Raw genomic sequence first — 14,333 nt, forward strand, 5'->3', positions numbered from 1 at the left:
AAAGCCCTGGCATGCCAGGGCTTTTTTATACATCGAGTTTGATCGACGCCAGCACCTGCTTCTGCTCCATGGAACACGGCGCACCCTCCGGCTGCGCGCGCACCGCCGCGATCACGCCCAGCAACTGCGCCTTGCTGTGCGCCAGTTGCGCCTGCATCCCTTCGATCTGCTGCACCTTACGCTCCAACGCCTCAATCAGCGCCTCGCGCTTGTGCTCGCCCGGCGTCGGCATCAGCGCCTTGAGTTCCTGCAAGGTAAACCCGGCCTGTTGCGCGCTCTGGATCAGTTGCAGGGTTTGCAGGGCCTCGGGGGCATAACGCCGATAGCCGTTGGCCTGCCTGCCCACCTGGCTGATCAACCCTTCGGCCTCATAAAACCGAATACGCGACGCCGCCAGCCCGCTCTGTTTCGCCAGTTCACCAATATTCATCGCCATGCCCGCTTGACATTAAAGTTAACTTTAAGCTTAGCCTGAGGCCTCCCCCGCTCAGGAGTCAACCATGTCACCTTTCGAACCCTTGCAACTGCCCAACGGCCAAGTCCTTGTCAACCGTATCGCCAAGGCTGCGATGGAGGAGAATATGGCCGACGCCCAACAAGCGCCGTCCCGTGAATTGAAGCAGTTGTACCAGGCCTGGGCGGATGGCGAGCCCGGCTTGCTGCTGACCGGTAACGTGATGATCGACCGCCGCGCCATGACCGGCCCCGGCGGCGTTGCGCTGGAGGACGAGCGGTCACTGGACAGCTTTCGCGAATGGGCCGCCGTCGGACGCAACAACGGCGGGCACTTCTGGGTGCAGCTCAATCATCCGGGGCGCCAGACGCCGGCCAACCTGCGCCAGCAAGCCTTGGCGCCGTCCGCCGTGGCCCTCGACCTGGGTATTTTTTCGAAGATGTTCGCCAAGCCCAGGGCTATGTCCGAAGACGAGATCCAGAACGTGATCACGCGCTTTGCCACCAGCGCGCGCCTGGCCGAGAAAGCCGGGTTTACAGGCGTGCAGATCCACGCAGCGCATGGCTATTTGCTCAGCCAGTTTCTCTCGCCCTTGAGTAACCGGCGCACCGATCACTGGGGCGGCTCGCTGCAGAACCGCGCACGCTTGCTGATTGAAGTGATCAAGGCCGTTCGCGCCAGTGTCAGCCCCTCGTTTTGCGTGGGGGTGAAACTCAACTCGGCAGACTTCCAGCGCGGCGGCTTCGACGCGGACGACGCGCGCGCCGTGATTGAGCTGCTCAATGCCCTGCCCATCGACCTGCTGGAGCTGTCCGGCGGCAGCTACGAAGCACCGGCCATGCAGGGCGAAGCCCGGGACGGGCGGACCCTGGCCCGCGAAGCGTATTTCCTGGAAATGGCCCGCGAACTGGCGACCCTCGCAAACATGCCGGTGATGGTCACCGGTGGCATTCGCCGCTTGCCGGTGGTGCAGCAAGTCCTCGACAGCGGCATCGCCATGGCCGGTATCGCCACCGCCCTGACCCTGGAACCGCAACTGATCAAACACTGGCGCGAAGGTCGCGACCCCAACCCGCAACTCACATCGATCAGTTGGCAGCGCAAGCCCCTCGCCGCCCTCGCCGTGGTGCGTCACCAGATGCGTTGCCTGAGCCGCGGCCATCGCCCCAATCCCAAGGTTGCGCCGTGCATGGCACTGGTCCGCGATCAATGGTTTATCGCCCGGCGCACTCGCCAATACCGCGCAACCATGACGCAATCTTCACATTAAGCACGGAGCATTCGCCGTGATCGAACTGTCCTCTATTGATCAGCCACTTTTAACCTCACTGACGATTGGAGTTCTTCATGGCGAAAATCAACCTGGCCCAGCAATTGGCAACCACCCTTGAACAGGCGGGCATCAAGCGCATCTGGGGCCTGACCGGCGACAGCCTCAATGGCCTCACCGACGCACTGCGCACCATGGACAGCATCGAGTGGATGCATGTGCGCCACGAAGAGGTCGCCGCGTTCGCCGCCGGTGCCGAAGCCGCCGCCACCGGCGAGTTGGCGGTGTGCGCCGGCAGTTGCGGGCCGGGGAATCTGCATTTGATCAACGGCCTGTTCGACTGCCATCGCAACCATGTACCGGTGTTGGCCATCGCCGCACAAATCCCGTCTTCCGAAATCGGTTTGAACTACTTCCAGGAAACCCATCCCCAGGAACTGTTCAAAGAGTGCAGCCACTTCATCGAACTGGTGACCAACCCCGAGCAGATGCCCCAAGTGCTGCATCGCGCCATGCGCGCGGCAATCCTCAATCGCGGCGTGGCGGTGGTGGTGATCCCCGGGGATGTGTCGCTGCTGGAAGTGGAAGACACGCTCAAACCCTGGCCGGCCCTGCATGCGCCGCGCACCCTGCCGGCGGAACAGGACCTGCAACGCCTCAGCGAAATCCTCGACAGCAGCCAGAAAGTCACCTTGCTGTGCGGCAGCGGTTGCGCTGGCGCCCATGCCCAAGTGGTGGCCCTGGCCGATGCCTTGGGCGCGCCGGTGGTACACGCCTTGCGCGGCAAGGAGCACGTGGAATGGGACAACCCGTTCGACGTGGGCATGACCGGCCTGATCGGTTTCAGCTCCGGTTACCACGCCATGCTCAATTGCGACACGCTGATCATGCTCGGCACCGACTTTCCGTACCGCCAGTTCTACCCCACCGACGCGAAGATCATCCAGATCGATCGCAACCCCCAGGCGCTGGGTCGACGTGCCACCCTGGACCTGGGCATCGCCGCTGACGTGAGCGAGACGCTCGACGCACTGCTGCCGCGCCTGACCCGCAAGGCCGACCGCAGCTTCCTCGAAACGTCCTTGAAACACTACGAGAAAGCCCGCCAGGGCCTCGATGACCTGGCGCAAGCGTCGAAGGCCAACCGGCCGATTCACCCGCAATACGTGGCGCGCCTGCTCAGTGAACTGGCCGACGACGATGCGATCTTCACCGCCGACGTCGGCTCGCCCACCGTGTGGGCGGCGCGCTACCTGAAAATGAACGGCAAACGGCGCTTGATCGGCTCGTTCAACCACGGCTCGATGGCCAACGCCATGCCCCAGGCCATCGGTGCCCAGGCGGCTTTCCCCGGGCGACAGGTGATCTCAATGTCCGGCGACGGCGGTTTTACCATGTTGATGGGGGATTTCATTTCGTTGGCGCAGTTGAAACTGCCGGTGAAGGTCATCGTGTTCGATAACGCATCACTCGGTTTTGTCGCCATGGAAATGAAAGCCGCCGGCTACCTTGAGGCCGGCACCGAGCTGAAAAACCCGGACTTCGCCGCCATGTCCAACGCCATGGGCATCCTGGGCATTCGCGTGGAGCAATCCGAAGACCTCGAACCGGCCCTGCGCCGCGCCCTGGCCCATGACGGCCCGGTGCTGGTGGACGTGGTGACGGCGACCCAGGAGCTGGTGATGCCACCCAGTATCAAGCTGGAACAGGCCAAGGGTTTCAGCCTGTACATGCTCAAGGCAGTGATGAGCGGGCGCGGGGATGAAGTGATCGAGCTGGCGCGCACCAACTGGTTACGCTGATGTGAACACAGGCTGACGGGCTTGCCCGCGATTGCGCGGCTTCAGTGCATGCATCTTCAACTGATACATCGCCATCGCGAGCCAGCCCGTTTCCACATCGGCGATCAGCCGTGCTGTTTTTCTACCCACTTGCCGTAGGCATCGATAAACGCCTGCAGGAACGGCTTGGTTTTCTCCGACAGCTTGCCCGCCTCGTCGAACACACTGCCCGCGCCGCCCAGGTAGGCTTCCGGCTGCTGCATGCACGGCACGTCGAGGAACACCAGGGACTGGCGCAGATGGTGGTTGGCGCCAAAGCCGCCGACAGCCCCCGGCGACACACTGATAATCGCCCCCGGCTTGCCGCTCCAGGCGCTTTGCCCGTAAGGGCGCGAGCCCACATCGATGGCATTCTTCAGCGGGGCGGGCACGGAGCGGTTGTATTCGGGGGTCACGAACAGCACTGCGTCGGATGAACGCACTTGTTGACGGAAAGTACTGTAGGCTGCGGGCGGTGATGCCCCGTCGATGTCCTCGTTGTAGAGCGGCAAATCGCCAATTTCGACAATGTTCAATGTGAGGTTGGCGGGGGCCAGTTCGGCCAATGCCAGGGCGACCTTGCGGTTGATCGACTCTTTTCTCAAGCTGCCCACCAGGACGGCAATCGTGTAGACCTTGCTCATTGAGGTTTCCCGACGTCTGACTAAAGGAGCTTGTAGTTATAGAGCCTTCGCGACGCGTTCACCAGAAGGTTTTGATAATTCCCCCGGCGTCTGCCTCGCGACCACCCGCGTAGGAAGCGTCTGAAAACATCAACGAATAGTATTTTTTTTCCATAGGTAAACTACCCCGCTCCATGACGGTCTACAGAACCGCAAATTGAGTGTTTATCTCCAGAGGTTCTAAACAGATGGCAGCAGTACTTGTCGGACAGTTCCATGCCAGAGACGCAGAAGGACGCGTGTATTCGGTGCATGAGTTCCAGGAATCCACCCCGCCGCTAGACGGCCTGGCTGGCTCGGCGCCCACCACAACCTACAAGCTGGCCATTGGCGACCGTGTAGAAAAACTGGAAGGCGATGAATTCAAATTGATTCAGTCCGGGACCATTATCGTCCGCGAATCGGAAACCGTCCGCGCGCAATAAGCTTGAGCCCCCGAGCGTACCTGCTCAGTCCTGGCCATTGACGGCATTGACTGGGCCGGGCGATCACGGGCGGCGAACCTCCGTCACTTCAATCCCCGGGTCTCCCTCAACCTGTTTGAGCGTGACCATCAGTCGCCCCTTCTCGCCCTCGACGTCATACATCAAGCGCTTGTAGCCCGGCGTACCATACGCGGGATACGCCACCACCTGCCTGACCAGCGTGATGCCCAACACCGCACCCACCTGCGCGCCCACCTGTTCCTGGGAACGGATGAACGCATCGAGTGCGAGGTTTTCGGACGTAGTGTCGTCGGGATTGCTCAAGAGATAAGCGGCCACGCCTCCCACGGTCACCAGGACCAGCAGTTGCCTGGCCGTTACCCCGAAGAAGTTCGCGGGCATCGGCATTTGAGACCAGACCTGTTTTTGTTGTAAGTACCGGGTAACCGGCATTGGTCGTTGATGATCAGACCAACCATTCTAAACAGGTCGATGGGTAATGCCAGATGAATCAGTTGTCGCCGTAGGTAATATCCTTGTTATCCCCGACACCGCCCAACGTCCGATCCTTGCCGAAGGAGAACAGGTCGAACGGAACCTGAGGTTGGCTCGGCGGAAAGTGATACTGATAGGCAACGCCCCACGGATCGGTCAGCAGCTCCTCGTTGACATAGGGGCCTTTCCAATTCGCGTCGGCGGCGGGCGGCTTGATCAACCCCTCCAGGCCTTCCTCATCGGTCGGATAGCGGCCAGTGTCTTGATGGAAGTGCTCGACGGCCTTGCCCAGCTCGGCGACCTGGGCCTTGGCCGTAGCGATTTCCGTCAGGGTCATCTCGCCAAACAGCCGCGGCCATAATGCCAGGGCCAACACGCCGATGACGACGAGTACCACCAGCACCGCCCACCGCGTAAAGCCGCCGTGGGTGCGCCGGTTGCCGACTATGACTGGTGCAGACATTCTGAGCTCCCTTGTCGCTCGGTTGATACGCTCGTTATATGCCCTGCTTGTTGCAGTTGCGCAAGGCTAACGTAAGTCGATGCGAATCAACGCTCCCGCTGTTTTTTTCCAGGCCATTGAATCCCGGCCCTGCTGACCCTAGACTCCGGCCATGCGTTTACGTCATATCGAAGTGATTCAGGCCATCTTGCAGACCGGACACCTCGGCACGGCCGCCGAATGGTTGCAGCTTTCTGTGGGCGATGTGGACGCGACGCTCAAGGACGCCGAGCAGCAATTGGGCTTTATGTTGTTCGCCAGCGTGCGTGGACGCCTGCAGCCAACACGGGAAACCCTGGAGTTACAGGCGCAAATCGCCCATGTGTATGAAGCGCTGGAGCCGGTACAACGCTTGGCCAGCCGCCTGAAGCACCATCACGCGCCAACTCTGCGTGCCCTGTGTACGCCGCCCCTGGCCAATCAACTGCTGCCGCAAAGCATCGCCGTGCTGCGCCGACGCTTCCAGGACACGCCGTGCAACCTGTCGAGCCAGCCGACCCGCGAGATCGTCAGGAGCCTGTTGCTGCACGAGGCCGACGTGGGCCTGAGCCTGCATGACCCGGAACATCCGCAAATCCAAAGCAGCGTATTGGCCCAGGGCAAACTGCAACTGCTCGCGCCCCATGGCTGGCTCAAACCCAAGCAGAAGTACATCGCCCTGCAGGACCTGGCCGGGCAGTCGATGATCGGGCTGGAGGGCCAGGACCCGCTCAGTCGCCTGCTCGACGCCAAGCTGCAAGCCCTGCGCCCGCTGCCGGTGGTGCAGACGCGGGTGCAGACTTACCAGATGATGCGCAGCATGGTGGAGGCCGGTGAAGGCCTGGCGATCGTCGATCCGTTCACTGCGTTCGGCGCCCGGGAGGCCGGGCTGGACGCGTGCCCGGTATCGCCGCCGATCATGGTCAGCCTGTATGCGCTGACCCTCCGGGAGGGCGTGACCTCACCGGCACTGAATGCACTGCTGGAGATTGTCACGCAGAAAGCCGAAGGCCTGCTCGCGAGCTGAACGCGTCAGACCGCCTCGACTTCCGTCTTGAACAAGCGATACCAGAAAATCGCCACCTCACGGGTTTGCGGGTCGATCCCGCGATAGCGCAGGTGGTCGATCCCGCCCACCACATACCCACAACGCTCATACAGGCGGCAGGCGCCGAGGTTGTTGTTCTGGGTCTCCAACATCATGCCCGGCAGGTTTTTCTTGCGACTCCAGAACTGCGCCACGTCCAGCAGCGCCTTGGCCACGCCGTGACGGCGCGCGGGCAACGCCACGGCCAGCTCATCGACGTGCGCGAAGCCATTCCAATTGGTACTGACCACGACATGCCCGACCGGTCTGTCGTCCAGAAAGGCCATGAAGATCGCGCTGTCGGGCGCGTCGCGAAAGCTGGCGAACTCCTCCGGGTCGATGCCGTAGCACTTGCGGTACGGCAGGATGCGCTCCACGAGCCACTGTTCGACCCGCTTGCCCAGCTCCGGCACGCCATAGGCGCTGACCTCAAAACTGAAATCATTGCCCCACACGTAGGCGTCGAAGCCTTCGTCGGCGACCCGCACACTGAGCCCTGGATACTTCGGGTTCATTACAGCTTGCATAAACATCCTTATCCCTTGATGCAATCGACGGTGTAACAACGACCACTGCCGTCGTCTTCGTGTTGCAACCCATGAACATCCGCGACAAAGCCGGGGAAACTGCTATCGAACGTGCGGGCAAAGGCCAGGTAGTCGATGATCGAACGCGTTGACTCGGTAAAGCGCTCACCCGGCATGATCAACGGAATGCCCGGCGGATAAGGCACCAGCATCACCGCGGCGATGCGCCCAGCCAAGGCATCGATGGACACCGCCTCGACGTCACCCCTGACCAATTGGTCATAGGCGTCGGCCGGTTTCATCGCGATGTCGGGCAACACGGTGTACATCCGCTTGAGGTGTTTGGCGGTGGCGTTGCTACGGTAACAGCTATGTAATTGGTCGCACAGGTCGCGCAGCCCCAGGCCTTGATAACGCACTGGGCCCTGGGCAAATACCGAAGGCAGGCAACTGGCAAGGCTGACATTGGCGTCGTAGTTGCGTTTGAATTCCAGCAATTCGGTGAGCAAGGTACTCCATTTGCCCTTGGTGATGCCCATGGAAAACAGCACGAGGAACGAATACAGGCCGGTTTTTTCCACCACCAGGCCACGCTCCCAGAGGAATTTGCTGACCACCGCAGCGGGAATCCCGCAGTCGCTCAACGCACCGCCGGCAGTGAGCCCGGGCATCACCAACGTGACTTTGATGGGGTCCAGCAGCACGTAATCTTCGGCCACGTCGCCAAAGCCATGCCAGTCATCCTCGGGCTGCAACAGCCAATCCGCCGTGGCGACCCGGTCGATGCCAGCCACGGACGGCGGCTGCCAGATGGAAAACCACCAGTCTTCGGCGGCGATGTGCTGGCGCAGGTTGGCCAGGGCACGGCGGAAGCTCAAGGCTTCGTCGAACATTTCCTGCAGCAGCGAGCGCCCCGCCGGGCCTTCCATCATCGCCGACGCCACGTCCAGCGAGGCGATGATGCTGTATTGCGGCGAGGTGGAGATATGCATCATGAACGCTTCGTTGAACCGATCGCGGTCCAACTGCCGCGCGCCGCCGTCCTGCACATGGATCATCGAGGCCTGGCTGAATGCCGCCAGCAACTTGTGCGTGGAATGCGTGGTGAACACCAGCGGGCTGTCCGGCGTGCGCGACGTGCCCATGCCATAGCGCCCGGCAAAGAACTCGTGGAACGCCGCGTAGGCGTACCAGGCCTCGTCGAAGTGCAGCACCTCGACACTGTTGCCCAATTGCTGCTTGATCAGCTCGGCGTTGTAGCACAGGCCGTCGTAGGTGGAGTTGGTGACCACCGCCAGCTTCACTTTCGCCGGCCGCCCGCAGGTCAATGGGCTGGCCTCGATCTTGGCGCGGATCGACGCGGGGCTGAATTCACTGAGGGGAATCGGGCCGATAATGCCCAGTTCGTTGCGCTCCGGGCACAAGTACAGCGGGATCGCGCCGGTCATGATGATCGAGTGCAACACCGATTTGTGGCAATTGCGGTCGACCAGCACCAGATCATCTCGAGCGACCATCGAGTGCCAGACGATTTTGTTGGCGGTCGAGGTGCCATTGATCACAAAGAAGGTGTGATCGGCACCGAAATTCCGCGCAGCACGCGCTTCGGCTTCGGCCAGCGGCCCGGTGTGATCGAGCAGCGAGCCCAGCTCCGGCACAGACACGGACAGGTCGGAGCGCAGCGTGTTTTCCCCGAAGAACTGATGAAACGCCTGCCCCACCGGGCTTTTGCGATAGGCCACGCCGCCACCGTGACCGGGGGTGTGCCAGGAATAATTGGAGTCGGCGGTGTGTTGTACCAGGGCTTTGAAGAAGGGCGGCAGCAGGCCATCAAGGTACGTGCGCGCGGCGCGGGCGACTTGCCTGGCGAGAAACGGCACGGTGTCTTCGAACAGGTAAAGAATGCCGCGCAGTTGGTTGAGTTCGCTCATCGCATCGGCCGGGGCGTTTTCCAGGGTGACTTGTTCACCCAGGGCGAAAATCGGCAGGTTGGGCGCCCTCAGCCGCGCCAGGCGGATCAGTTCGACCATGTTTTGCAGCAGATGGGTGTTTTCCCCAGCACCTTCGGCGGCGATCAGCATGCAGGCCAGGCCATGGTGGGTCGAGGCCACCAGCCGGCCTTCGGCATAGTCCACCGCAGAAAAGATACTGAAGCCCTCTTGTTCCAACTCTTGAGCGATACCCCGAACCCGGTCGCCGGCAACGGTGTCGGCCTTGATGTCGCGATGCACGATAAGGATGGGGAACTTCAGGTCTTTGTACATGGGGGCTTTGAGTCCTGAGGATGATGCACTCAGGGTAGAAGCTGTGAGCGGATGTAGCGAATGAAGATTTTGAAAGCAGCGACTCACCAATGTGGGAGGGAGCTTGCTCCCGATAGTGGCGGGCCAGTCGACATTGATGCCACAGATCCACCGCTATCGGGAGCAAGCCCCCTCCCACATTGTTTGACTGCGCTCAGCCAGATTATTGCTGGGTCAGTTGGGTCCACAACGCCGGCGCACCCGCCGACTTGGCAATCGCTTCAAGCCGCGCCGCATGCTCGGCCAGGTCCTGCTCGCTGGCGCGGATGATCGGCGTCGGTTTGCGATCCGCCGGCAGGCGACGGATTTCCGAAGGGCGATTGCCCGAACCCTCCGCCGAACCGGCACCGTCGGAGGCATTGCCGGCCAGGGACAGGCTGGTCTGCCCGCCGGTCATGGTCAGGTAAACGTCGGCTAGGATCTCGGAGTCGAGCAACGCGCCGTGCAGCTCACGGCCGGAGTTGTCGACGCCATAGCGTTTGCACAAGGCATCCAGGCTGTTGCGCTGGCCCGGGTGACGCTCACGGGCCATCATCAAGGTGTCGAGGATCGAGCAGTGCCGGGAAATATCCGCGCGATCCGTCTGCCCCATCAGGGCAAATTCGTTATTGATGAAGCCGACGTCGAACGCCGCGTTATGGATGATCAACTGCGCGCCGTTGATGAACTCGAAGAACTCGTCGGCGACTTCCGCGAAGCGCGGCTTGCCTTTGAGGAATTCGTCGGTGATACCGTGGACGCCGATCGCGCCCTCGTCACTTTCGCGGTCCGGTTGCAGGTAAACGTGGAAGTGACGACCGGTAAGGCGACGGCCCATGAGTTCGACACAGCCGATTTCAATGATCCGGTGACCATCGGTCACCGGCATGCCGGTGGTTTCGGTATCGAGTACAACAGATCGGATGGCCATCAGGGTTCAGCTCTCAACGGTGTGGTGTATTTCAAGGGGCGCAATCTTAACACGTCAGCCGGCATCAGCCCTGCTTGTAGCCCCGCACTTCGTCGACGCCACGGTTGGCCAACTGGTCGGCACGCTCATTGCCATGGTGGCCGATGTGCCCGCGCACCCATTTCCAGGTGATGTTATGGCGGTTGCATTGCTCATCGAGCAGTTGCCACAGGTCGGCGTTCTTGACCGGCTCTTTGGCCGCCGTCTTCCAGCCGCGCTTCTTCCAGTTGACCATCCACTCGTTGATACCCTTCATCACATATTGCGAGTCGGTCACCAGCAGCACGTCGCAACGCCGCTTGAGCTCTTCGAGGCCGCGAATGGCGCCCATCAGCTCCATGCGGTTGTTGGTGGTGTTGGCTTCGCCGCCCCACAGTTCCTTCTCCACGCCCTTGCACACCAGCAAGGCGCCCCAGCCGCCGGGGCCAGGGTTGCCTTTACAGGCGCCATCGGTGAAGAGTTCAACGCTATCGGTCATCGGTTACATCCATCAAAACGGGTTGCCGGGCTTAGGCCGGCAGTATCCCGAGGCCGACTGATCCGGCCTGAAATCAAAAAGAGGGTTCTACGGTTGGCTTTGCTTGCGGTTGACCTTGGCCATCGGCATCGGCACCAGCTTGCCCATGGGTTGGCGTAGCACCTGACGCACCGGCCGCAGCCCGACCACGATCTTGCGTGCGACCAGTAAATAGAAGCCGCCACCCGACAGTTGCCAAGCCCCCGCCCGACGCTCCCAGCCGGCCAGACGGGCCTGCCACTTGGTCGACGCCAGCGGCGGACGATAGCACCCGAAGCGGCGTTTCTCCAGCGCGAAGCCCAGCAGGTTCAGCCAGTCCCCCACCCGCGACGGCGAAATGCAACGGGCCTGGCGCAGGCCGTCATGGGCGAACACATGGCGCAGGCCCCAGCTGCTCCAGGGGTTGATACCGACAATCAGCAAATGGCCACCTGGACGCACGCTGCTGGCGGCTTCGCGCAACAAACCATGGGGTGACAGGCAGAAATCCAGGCCATGCTGCAGCACCACCACATCGGCGGCGTGCTCGCTCAACGGCCAGGCCTGCTCTTCGCAGACGATCTCCACCCCCGGCAACGGCGCGCCCAGGCGCACATTGCGTTGCACCTGCGGCGCGGACGGCGGCGTCTGGGCCGACGGGCCGTAATGCACCAGGTAACCGCCAAAGAACCGGCCCAGCTCGTCTTCGAGCATGCGCCGTTCTTCATCCAGCAAAAATTGCCCGATCGGCCCGGACAGCCAGTCACGGGCCGCGCTGATCAGGGCCAGCCATTCAGGATCGGCCTGGGCGAACGCTTTATCAGTCATTGCATTCTCCAACTCGCCTAGACGTTCTAAGATGCACCAATGTGTTCAGCTTGGCGAATCGAAGAATGATACAGATCAGTGCCCTGCCCGCCTTCACCGATAACTACATCTGGTTGTTACAGGAACCCCAGTCCCGCCGCTGCGCCGTGGTCGACCCCGGCGATGCCGCCCCCGTGCTGGCCTGGCTCAAGCAGAACCCGGGGTGGACGCTCAGCGACATTCTCGTCACCCACCATCACCATGATCATGTGGGCGGCGTCGAAGCGCTGAAACGCGTGAGCGGCGCCACGGTCTACGGTCCGGCCCACGAAACGATCCCGGCGCGGGACGTTGCCCTGCAGGACAACCAGCGCATCAGCGTGCTCGGCTGGGACTTCGCGGTGTACGCCGTACCCGGCCACACCCTCGGCCATATCGCCTTTTACCACCCAGGCGTGCTGTTCTGCGGCGACACGCTCTTCGCCGGCGGTTGCGGCCGCCTGTTCGAAGGCACGCCGGCACAAATGCATGCCTCGCTGCAACGCCTGGCCGCCCTGCCCGCCGACACGCGGGTGTACTGCACCCATGAATATACACAGAGCAATCTCAGGTTTGCCCAGGCAGTGGAACCGGACAACGCCGATATCGCCGAACGGGTGGAAAACGTCAACCGACTGCGCGCCCGTGGCGAGATCACGCTGCCGTCCAACCTGGCCCTGGAAAAACGCACCAACCCGTTCCTGCGTACCGCTGAAACATCCGTTAAACAAAAAGCGGACGAACGGAACGGCCGCGACAACCGCTCTGGGGACGAGGTATTTGCTAGCTTGAGGGCTTGGAAAGATAAGTTCTAACGTGACGCAATCTGATACGTAATTTCTGAATGGTTGACCGGAACCAAAGCGCTTTCTAGAATCGCCCGACATTTTTGCCCGGAACTTACTTCCAGCCAATGTCGTCATCTACTCGTAAATCCAATCATTCAGACGCATTGACCCGCCTGGCTCAAGCCGTGGCGGTGGCTGTCTCCGCAACTCTGGCGGGCTGCCAATCAACAAATTTCGCTGCACAATCCACCGTGCAACCCAAACCGAATCTTGCTGCCAAGATCAAGCAAAAACCTATTTGGCTCTCAGAGAAGCCGAGCCCCGAAGCGCCCCAGGATGTCTGGGAACGCATGCGTCGGGGCTTTCAATTGCAAGACGGTCTCGGCGTCAACCCGCGTATCGAGCAACAACGCCTGTGGTTCGCCAGCAACCCGTCCTTCCTGGAGAACGCCGGCGAACGCGGCAGCCTCTACATTCATTACATCGTCGAACGCCTTGAAGAACGCAACATGCCCCTGGAGCTGGCGCTGCTGCCAGTGATTGAAAGTGCCTACAACCCAATGGCCTATTCGCGCAGCGATGCCGTCGGCTTGTGGCAGTTCATTCCCTCCACCGGGCGCTACTTCAACCTGCGCCAGACCCGCGCCTACGACGGTCGTCGCGATATCACCGCGTCCACCACCGCCGCCCTGGACTATCTGACACGTCTGCATGACATGTTCAACGGCGACTGGCTGCTGGCCCTGGCCGCGTATAACGCCGGCGAAGGCACGGTAAGCCGGGCGATCGAACGCAATGAGAAGCTCGGCCTGCCGACCGACTACTGGAACCTGCCCCTGCCCCAGGAAACCAAGGACTACGTGCCCAAGTTCCTGGCGCTGTCCCAGGTGGTGCTGGCCCCCGAGGCCTACGGCATCAACCTGAACCCGATTGCCAACACGCCGTACTTCAAAATGGTTGAAGTCAAGCAAAGCATGGACCTGTCACGGGTCGCCGCGCTGGCCGAGATCGACGAAGACGAACTGTTCCAGCTCAACCCGGCGCTGAAACAACGCACCACCCTGGACGGTCCCCAGCATTTGCTGGTGCCCAGCTCCAAGGCACAACTGCTGACCAGCAGCCTTTCGGCGATGAAGCCTGAAGAATTGCTGGCATTACGCCCTAAAAAGCCGGTTTTCGACGAAGTCGAGAGCAAATCCGTGGCCGGTCGCAGCCGTAGCTACAAAGTGCGCAACGGCGACAACCTGACGCTGATCGCCAAGGCCAACAAGGTCGACGTGCATGACCTGCAGCGCTGGAACAAGCTCAACGGCCAGGCACTCAAGGTCGGCCAGACCCTGGTGATGCAGGACACGCGCAAGCTGGTGGCCAAGGCCGACAGCAAGAAGCCGGTGCAGTACAAGGTCAAGAAAGGCGACTCGCTGTATATCGTCGCCAAGCGTTTCAACGTCGAGATGCAACATCTCAAGCGCTGGAACCCACGCACTGGCATGGCGCTCAAGCCTGGGCAGATGCTGGTGGTTTCCGGGCCAAGATAAACCGCAGGCAAGCGCGCTCCTGTGTGAGCTGGCTTGCCTGCGATGCAGACACCGAGGTGTATCAGTTACATCAGGGTGATGCCATCGCAGGCAAGCCAGCTCCCACATTTGATCTCTACGCCGCTCAATACCTCGCCAGCCTCCTGCCACCCTTCCCAACAGCCTTTTTCC

15 protein-coding genes are annotated in these 14,333 nt (G+C 61.5%); 6 read left to right on the top strand and 9 right to left on the bottom strand.

Going from position 1 to position 14,333, the window contains the following annotated elements:
• Positions 1-25 precede the first annotated feature (25 nt).
• Positions 26-430 (bottom strand): MerR family transcriptional regulator, encoded by a 405-nt coding sequence (locus MOQ67_RS18430; protein ID WP_198717955.1) that lies wholly within the window; start codon positions 428-430, stop codon positions 26-28.
• 70 nt (positions 431-500) lie between these two features.
• Between MOQ67_RS18430 and MOQ67_RS18435 the strand changes: the two genes are divergently transcribed.
• Positions 501-1,724 carry an NADH:flavin oxidoreductase/NADH oxidase family protein gene (locus tag MOQ67_RS18435; RefSeq protein ID WP_046485990.1) on the top strand — a complete coding sequence of 408 codons (1,224 nt, stop codon included), beginning with the start codon at positions 501-503 and terminating at the stop codon, positions 1,722-1,724.
• Between the two features lie 77 nt (positions 1,725-1,801).
• Complete coding sequence (gene poxB, locus MOQ67_RS18440; RefSeq protein WP_046485992.1) at positions 1,802-3,526, top strand: ubiquinone-dependent pyruvate dehydrogenase; 1,725 nt, start codon at positions 1,802-1,804, stop codon at positions 3,524-3,526.
• A gap of 104 nt (positions 3,527-3,630) precedes the next feature.
• On the opposite strand, the gene MOQ67_RS18445 is transcribed toward poxB, so the two are convergent.
• Positions 3,631-4,188, bottom strand: coding sequence for an NADPH-dependent FMN reductase (locus MOQ67_RS18445; protein WP_017846611.1), 558 nt, complete (start codon positions 4,186-4,188; stop codon positions 3,631-3,633).
• 227 nt (positions 4,189-4,415) lie between these two features.
• On the opposite strand from MOQ67_RS18445, the gene MOQ67_RS18450 reads away from it, so the two are divergent.
• Complete coding sequence (locus tag MOQ67_RS18450) at positions 4,416-4,652, top strand: hypothetical protein (RefSeq protein WP_046383133.1); 237 nt, start codon at positions 4,416-4,418, stop codon at positions 4,650-4,652.
• Positions 4,653-4,715: 63 nt separating this feature from the next.
• Here the strand turns inward: MOQ67_RS18450 and MOQ67_RS18455 are convergent, their stop codons facing one another.
• Both MOQ67_RS18455 and gspG read right to left on the bottom strand, forming a co-directional pair.
• Positions 4,716-5,060 carry a hypothetical protein gene (locus MOQ67_RS18455; RefSeq protein WP_017846613.1) on the bottom strand — a complete coding sequence of 115 codons (345 nt, stop codon included), beginning with the start codon at positions 5,058-5,060 and terminating at the stop codon, positions 4,716-4,718.
• Positions 5,061-5,163: 103 nt separating this feature from the next.
• Complete coding sequence (gspG, locus tag MOQ67_RS18460; protein ID WP_057005423.1) at positions 5,164-5,610, bottom strand: type II secretion system major pseudopilin GspG; 447 nt, start codon at positions 5,608-5,610, stop codon at positions 5,164-5,166.
• Between the two features lie 151 nt (positions 5,611-5,761).
• On the opposite strand from gspG, the gene MOQ67_RS18465 reads away from it, so the two are divergent.
• Positions 5,762-6,655: a LysR substrate-binding domain-containing protein gene (locus MOQ67_RS18465; protein WP_017846615.1), complete on the top strand. Its 894-nt coding sequence runs from the start codon at positions 5,762-5,764 to the stop codon at positions 6,653-6,655.
• Between the two features lie 5 nt (positions 6,656-6,660).
• Here the strand turns inward: MOQ67_RS18465 and MOQ67_RS18470 are convergent, their stop codons facing one another.
• The 5 genes from MOQ67_RS18470 to MOQ67_RS18490 all read right to left on the bottom strand — a co-directional run bounded on the left by MOQ67_RS18470 (position 6,661) and on the right by MOQ67_RS18490 (position 11,818).
• Positions 6,661-7,230: a GNAT family N-acetyltransferase gene (locus tag MOQ67_RS18470; protein ID WP_046485995.1), complete on the bottom strand. Its 570-nt coding sequence runs from the start codon at positions 7,228-7,230 to the stop codon at positions 6,661-6,663.
• A 20-nt stretch (positions 7,231-7,250) separates the two neighbouring features.
• Positions 7,251-9,506 carry an Orn/Lys/Arg family decarboxylase gene (locus tag MOQ67_RS18475; RefSeq protein ID WP_198717956.1) on the bottom strand — a complete coding sequence of 752 codons (2,256 nt, stop codon included), beginning with the start codon at positions 9,504-9,506 and terminating at the stop codon, positions 7,251-7,253.
• A gap of 202 nt (positions 9,507-9,708) precedes the next feature.
• On the bottom strand, positions 9,709-10,449 hold the full coding sequence (dnaQ, locus tag MOQ67_RS18480; RefSeq protein WP_173677823.1) for a DNA polymerase III subunit epsilon: 741 nt from the start codon (positions 10,447-10,449) through the stop codon (positions 9,709-9,711).
• A gap of 70 nt (positions 10,450-10,519) precedes the next feature.
• A complete protein-coding gene (rnhA, locus tag MOQ67_RS18485) occupies positions 10,520-10,972 on the bottom strand; it encodes a ribonuclease HI (protein ID WP_017846619.1) in 453 nt (150 codons plus the stop codon).
• Positions 10,973-11,059: 87 nt separating this feature from the next.
• Complete coding sequence (locus tag MOQ67_RS18490; RefSeq protein ID WP_017846620.1) at positions 11,060-11,818, bottom strand: class I SAM-dependent methyltransferase; 759 nt, start codon at positions 11,816-11,818, stop codon at positions 11,060-11,062.
• A 65-nt stretch (positions 11,819-11,883) separates the two neighbouring features.
• Between MOQ67_RS18490 and gloB the strand changes: the two genes are divergently transcribed.
• Together gloB and MOQ67_RS18500 are read left to right on the top strand one after the other, a co-directional pair.
• Positions 11,884-12,651, top strand: a complete 768-nt coding sequence (gloB, locus tag MOQ67_RS18495) for a hydroxyacylglutathione hydrolase (RefSeq protein ID WP_017846621.1) — start codon at positions 11,884-11,886, stop codon at positions 12,649-12,651.
• A 98-nt stretch (positions 12,652-12,749) separates the two neighbouring features.
• The gene (locus MOQ67_RS18500; RefSeq protein ID WP_026139979.1) at positions 12,750-14,162 is read left to right on the top strand and encodes a lytic transglycosylase domain-containing protein; all 1,413 of its coding nucleotides are present in this window, start codon (positions 12,750-12,752) and stop codon (positions 14,160-14,162) included.
• The last annotated feature ends 171 nt before the right edge of the window (positions 14,163-14,333 follow it).

The sequence above is a fragment of the Pseudomonas sp. LY-1 genome (genome assembly GCF_053502595.1).

Bases quoted from the DNA above. Each gene is read 5' to 3' on its own strand.
- MOQ67_RS18430 (WP_198717955.1), bottom strand. From the start codon at position 430: ATGAATATTGGTGAACTGGCGAAACAGAGCGGGCTGGCGGCGTCGCGT.
- MOQ67_RS18435 (WP_046485990.1), top strand. From the start codon at position 501: ATGTCACCTTTCGAACCCTTGCAACTGCCCAACGGCCAAGTCCTTGTC.
- poxB (WP_046485992.1), top strand. From the start codon at position 1,802: ATGGCGAAAATCAACCTGGCCCAGCAATTGGCAACCACCCTTGAACAG.
- MOQ67_RS18445 (WP_017846611.1), bottom strand. From the start codon at position 4,188: ATGAGCAAGGTCTACACGATTGCCGTCCTGGTGGGCAGCTTGAGAAAA.
- MOQ67_RS18450 (WP_046383133.1), top strand. From the start codon at position 4,416: ATGGCAGCAGTACTTGTCGGACAGTTCCATGCCAGAGACGCAGAAGGA.
- MOQ67_RS18455 (WP_017846613.1), bottom strand. From the start codon at position 5,060: ATGCCGATGCCCGCGAACTTCTTCGGGGTAACGGCCAGGCAACTGCTG.
- gspG (WP_057005423.1), bottom strand. From the start codon at position 5,610: ATGTCTGCACCAGTCATAGTCGGCAACCGGCGCACCCACGGCGGCTTT.
- MOQ67_RS18465 (WP_017846615.1), top strand. From the start codon at position 5,762: ATGCGTTTACGTCATATCGAAGTGATTCAGGCCATCTTGCAGACCGGA.
- MOQ67_RS18470 (WP_046485995.1), bottom strand. From the start codon at position 7,230: ATGAACCCGAAGTATCCAGGGCTCAGTGTGCGGGTCGCCGACGAAGGC.
- MOQ67_RS18475 (WP_198717956.1), bottom strand. From the start codon at position 9,506: ATGTACAAAGACCTGAAGTTCCCCATCCTTATCGTGCATCGCGACATC.
- rnhA (WP_017846619.1), bottom strand. From the start codon at position 10,972: ATGACCGATAGCGTTGAACTCTTCACCGATGGCGCCTGTAAAGGCAAC.
- MOQ67_RS18490 (WP_017846620.1), bottom strand. From the start codon at position 11,818: ATGACTGATAAAGCGTTCGCCCAGGCCGATCCTGAATGGCTGGCCCTG.
- gloB (WP_017846621.1), top strand. From the start codon at position 11,884: ATGATACAGATCAGTGCCCTGCCCGCCTTCACCGATAACTACATCTGG.
- MOQ67_RS18500 (WP_026139979.1), top strand. From the start codon at position 12,750: ATGTCGTCATCTACTCGTAAATCCAATCATTCAGACGCATTGACCCGC.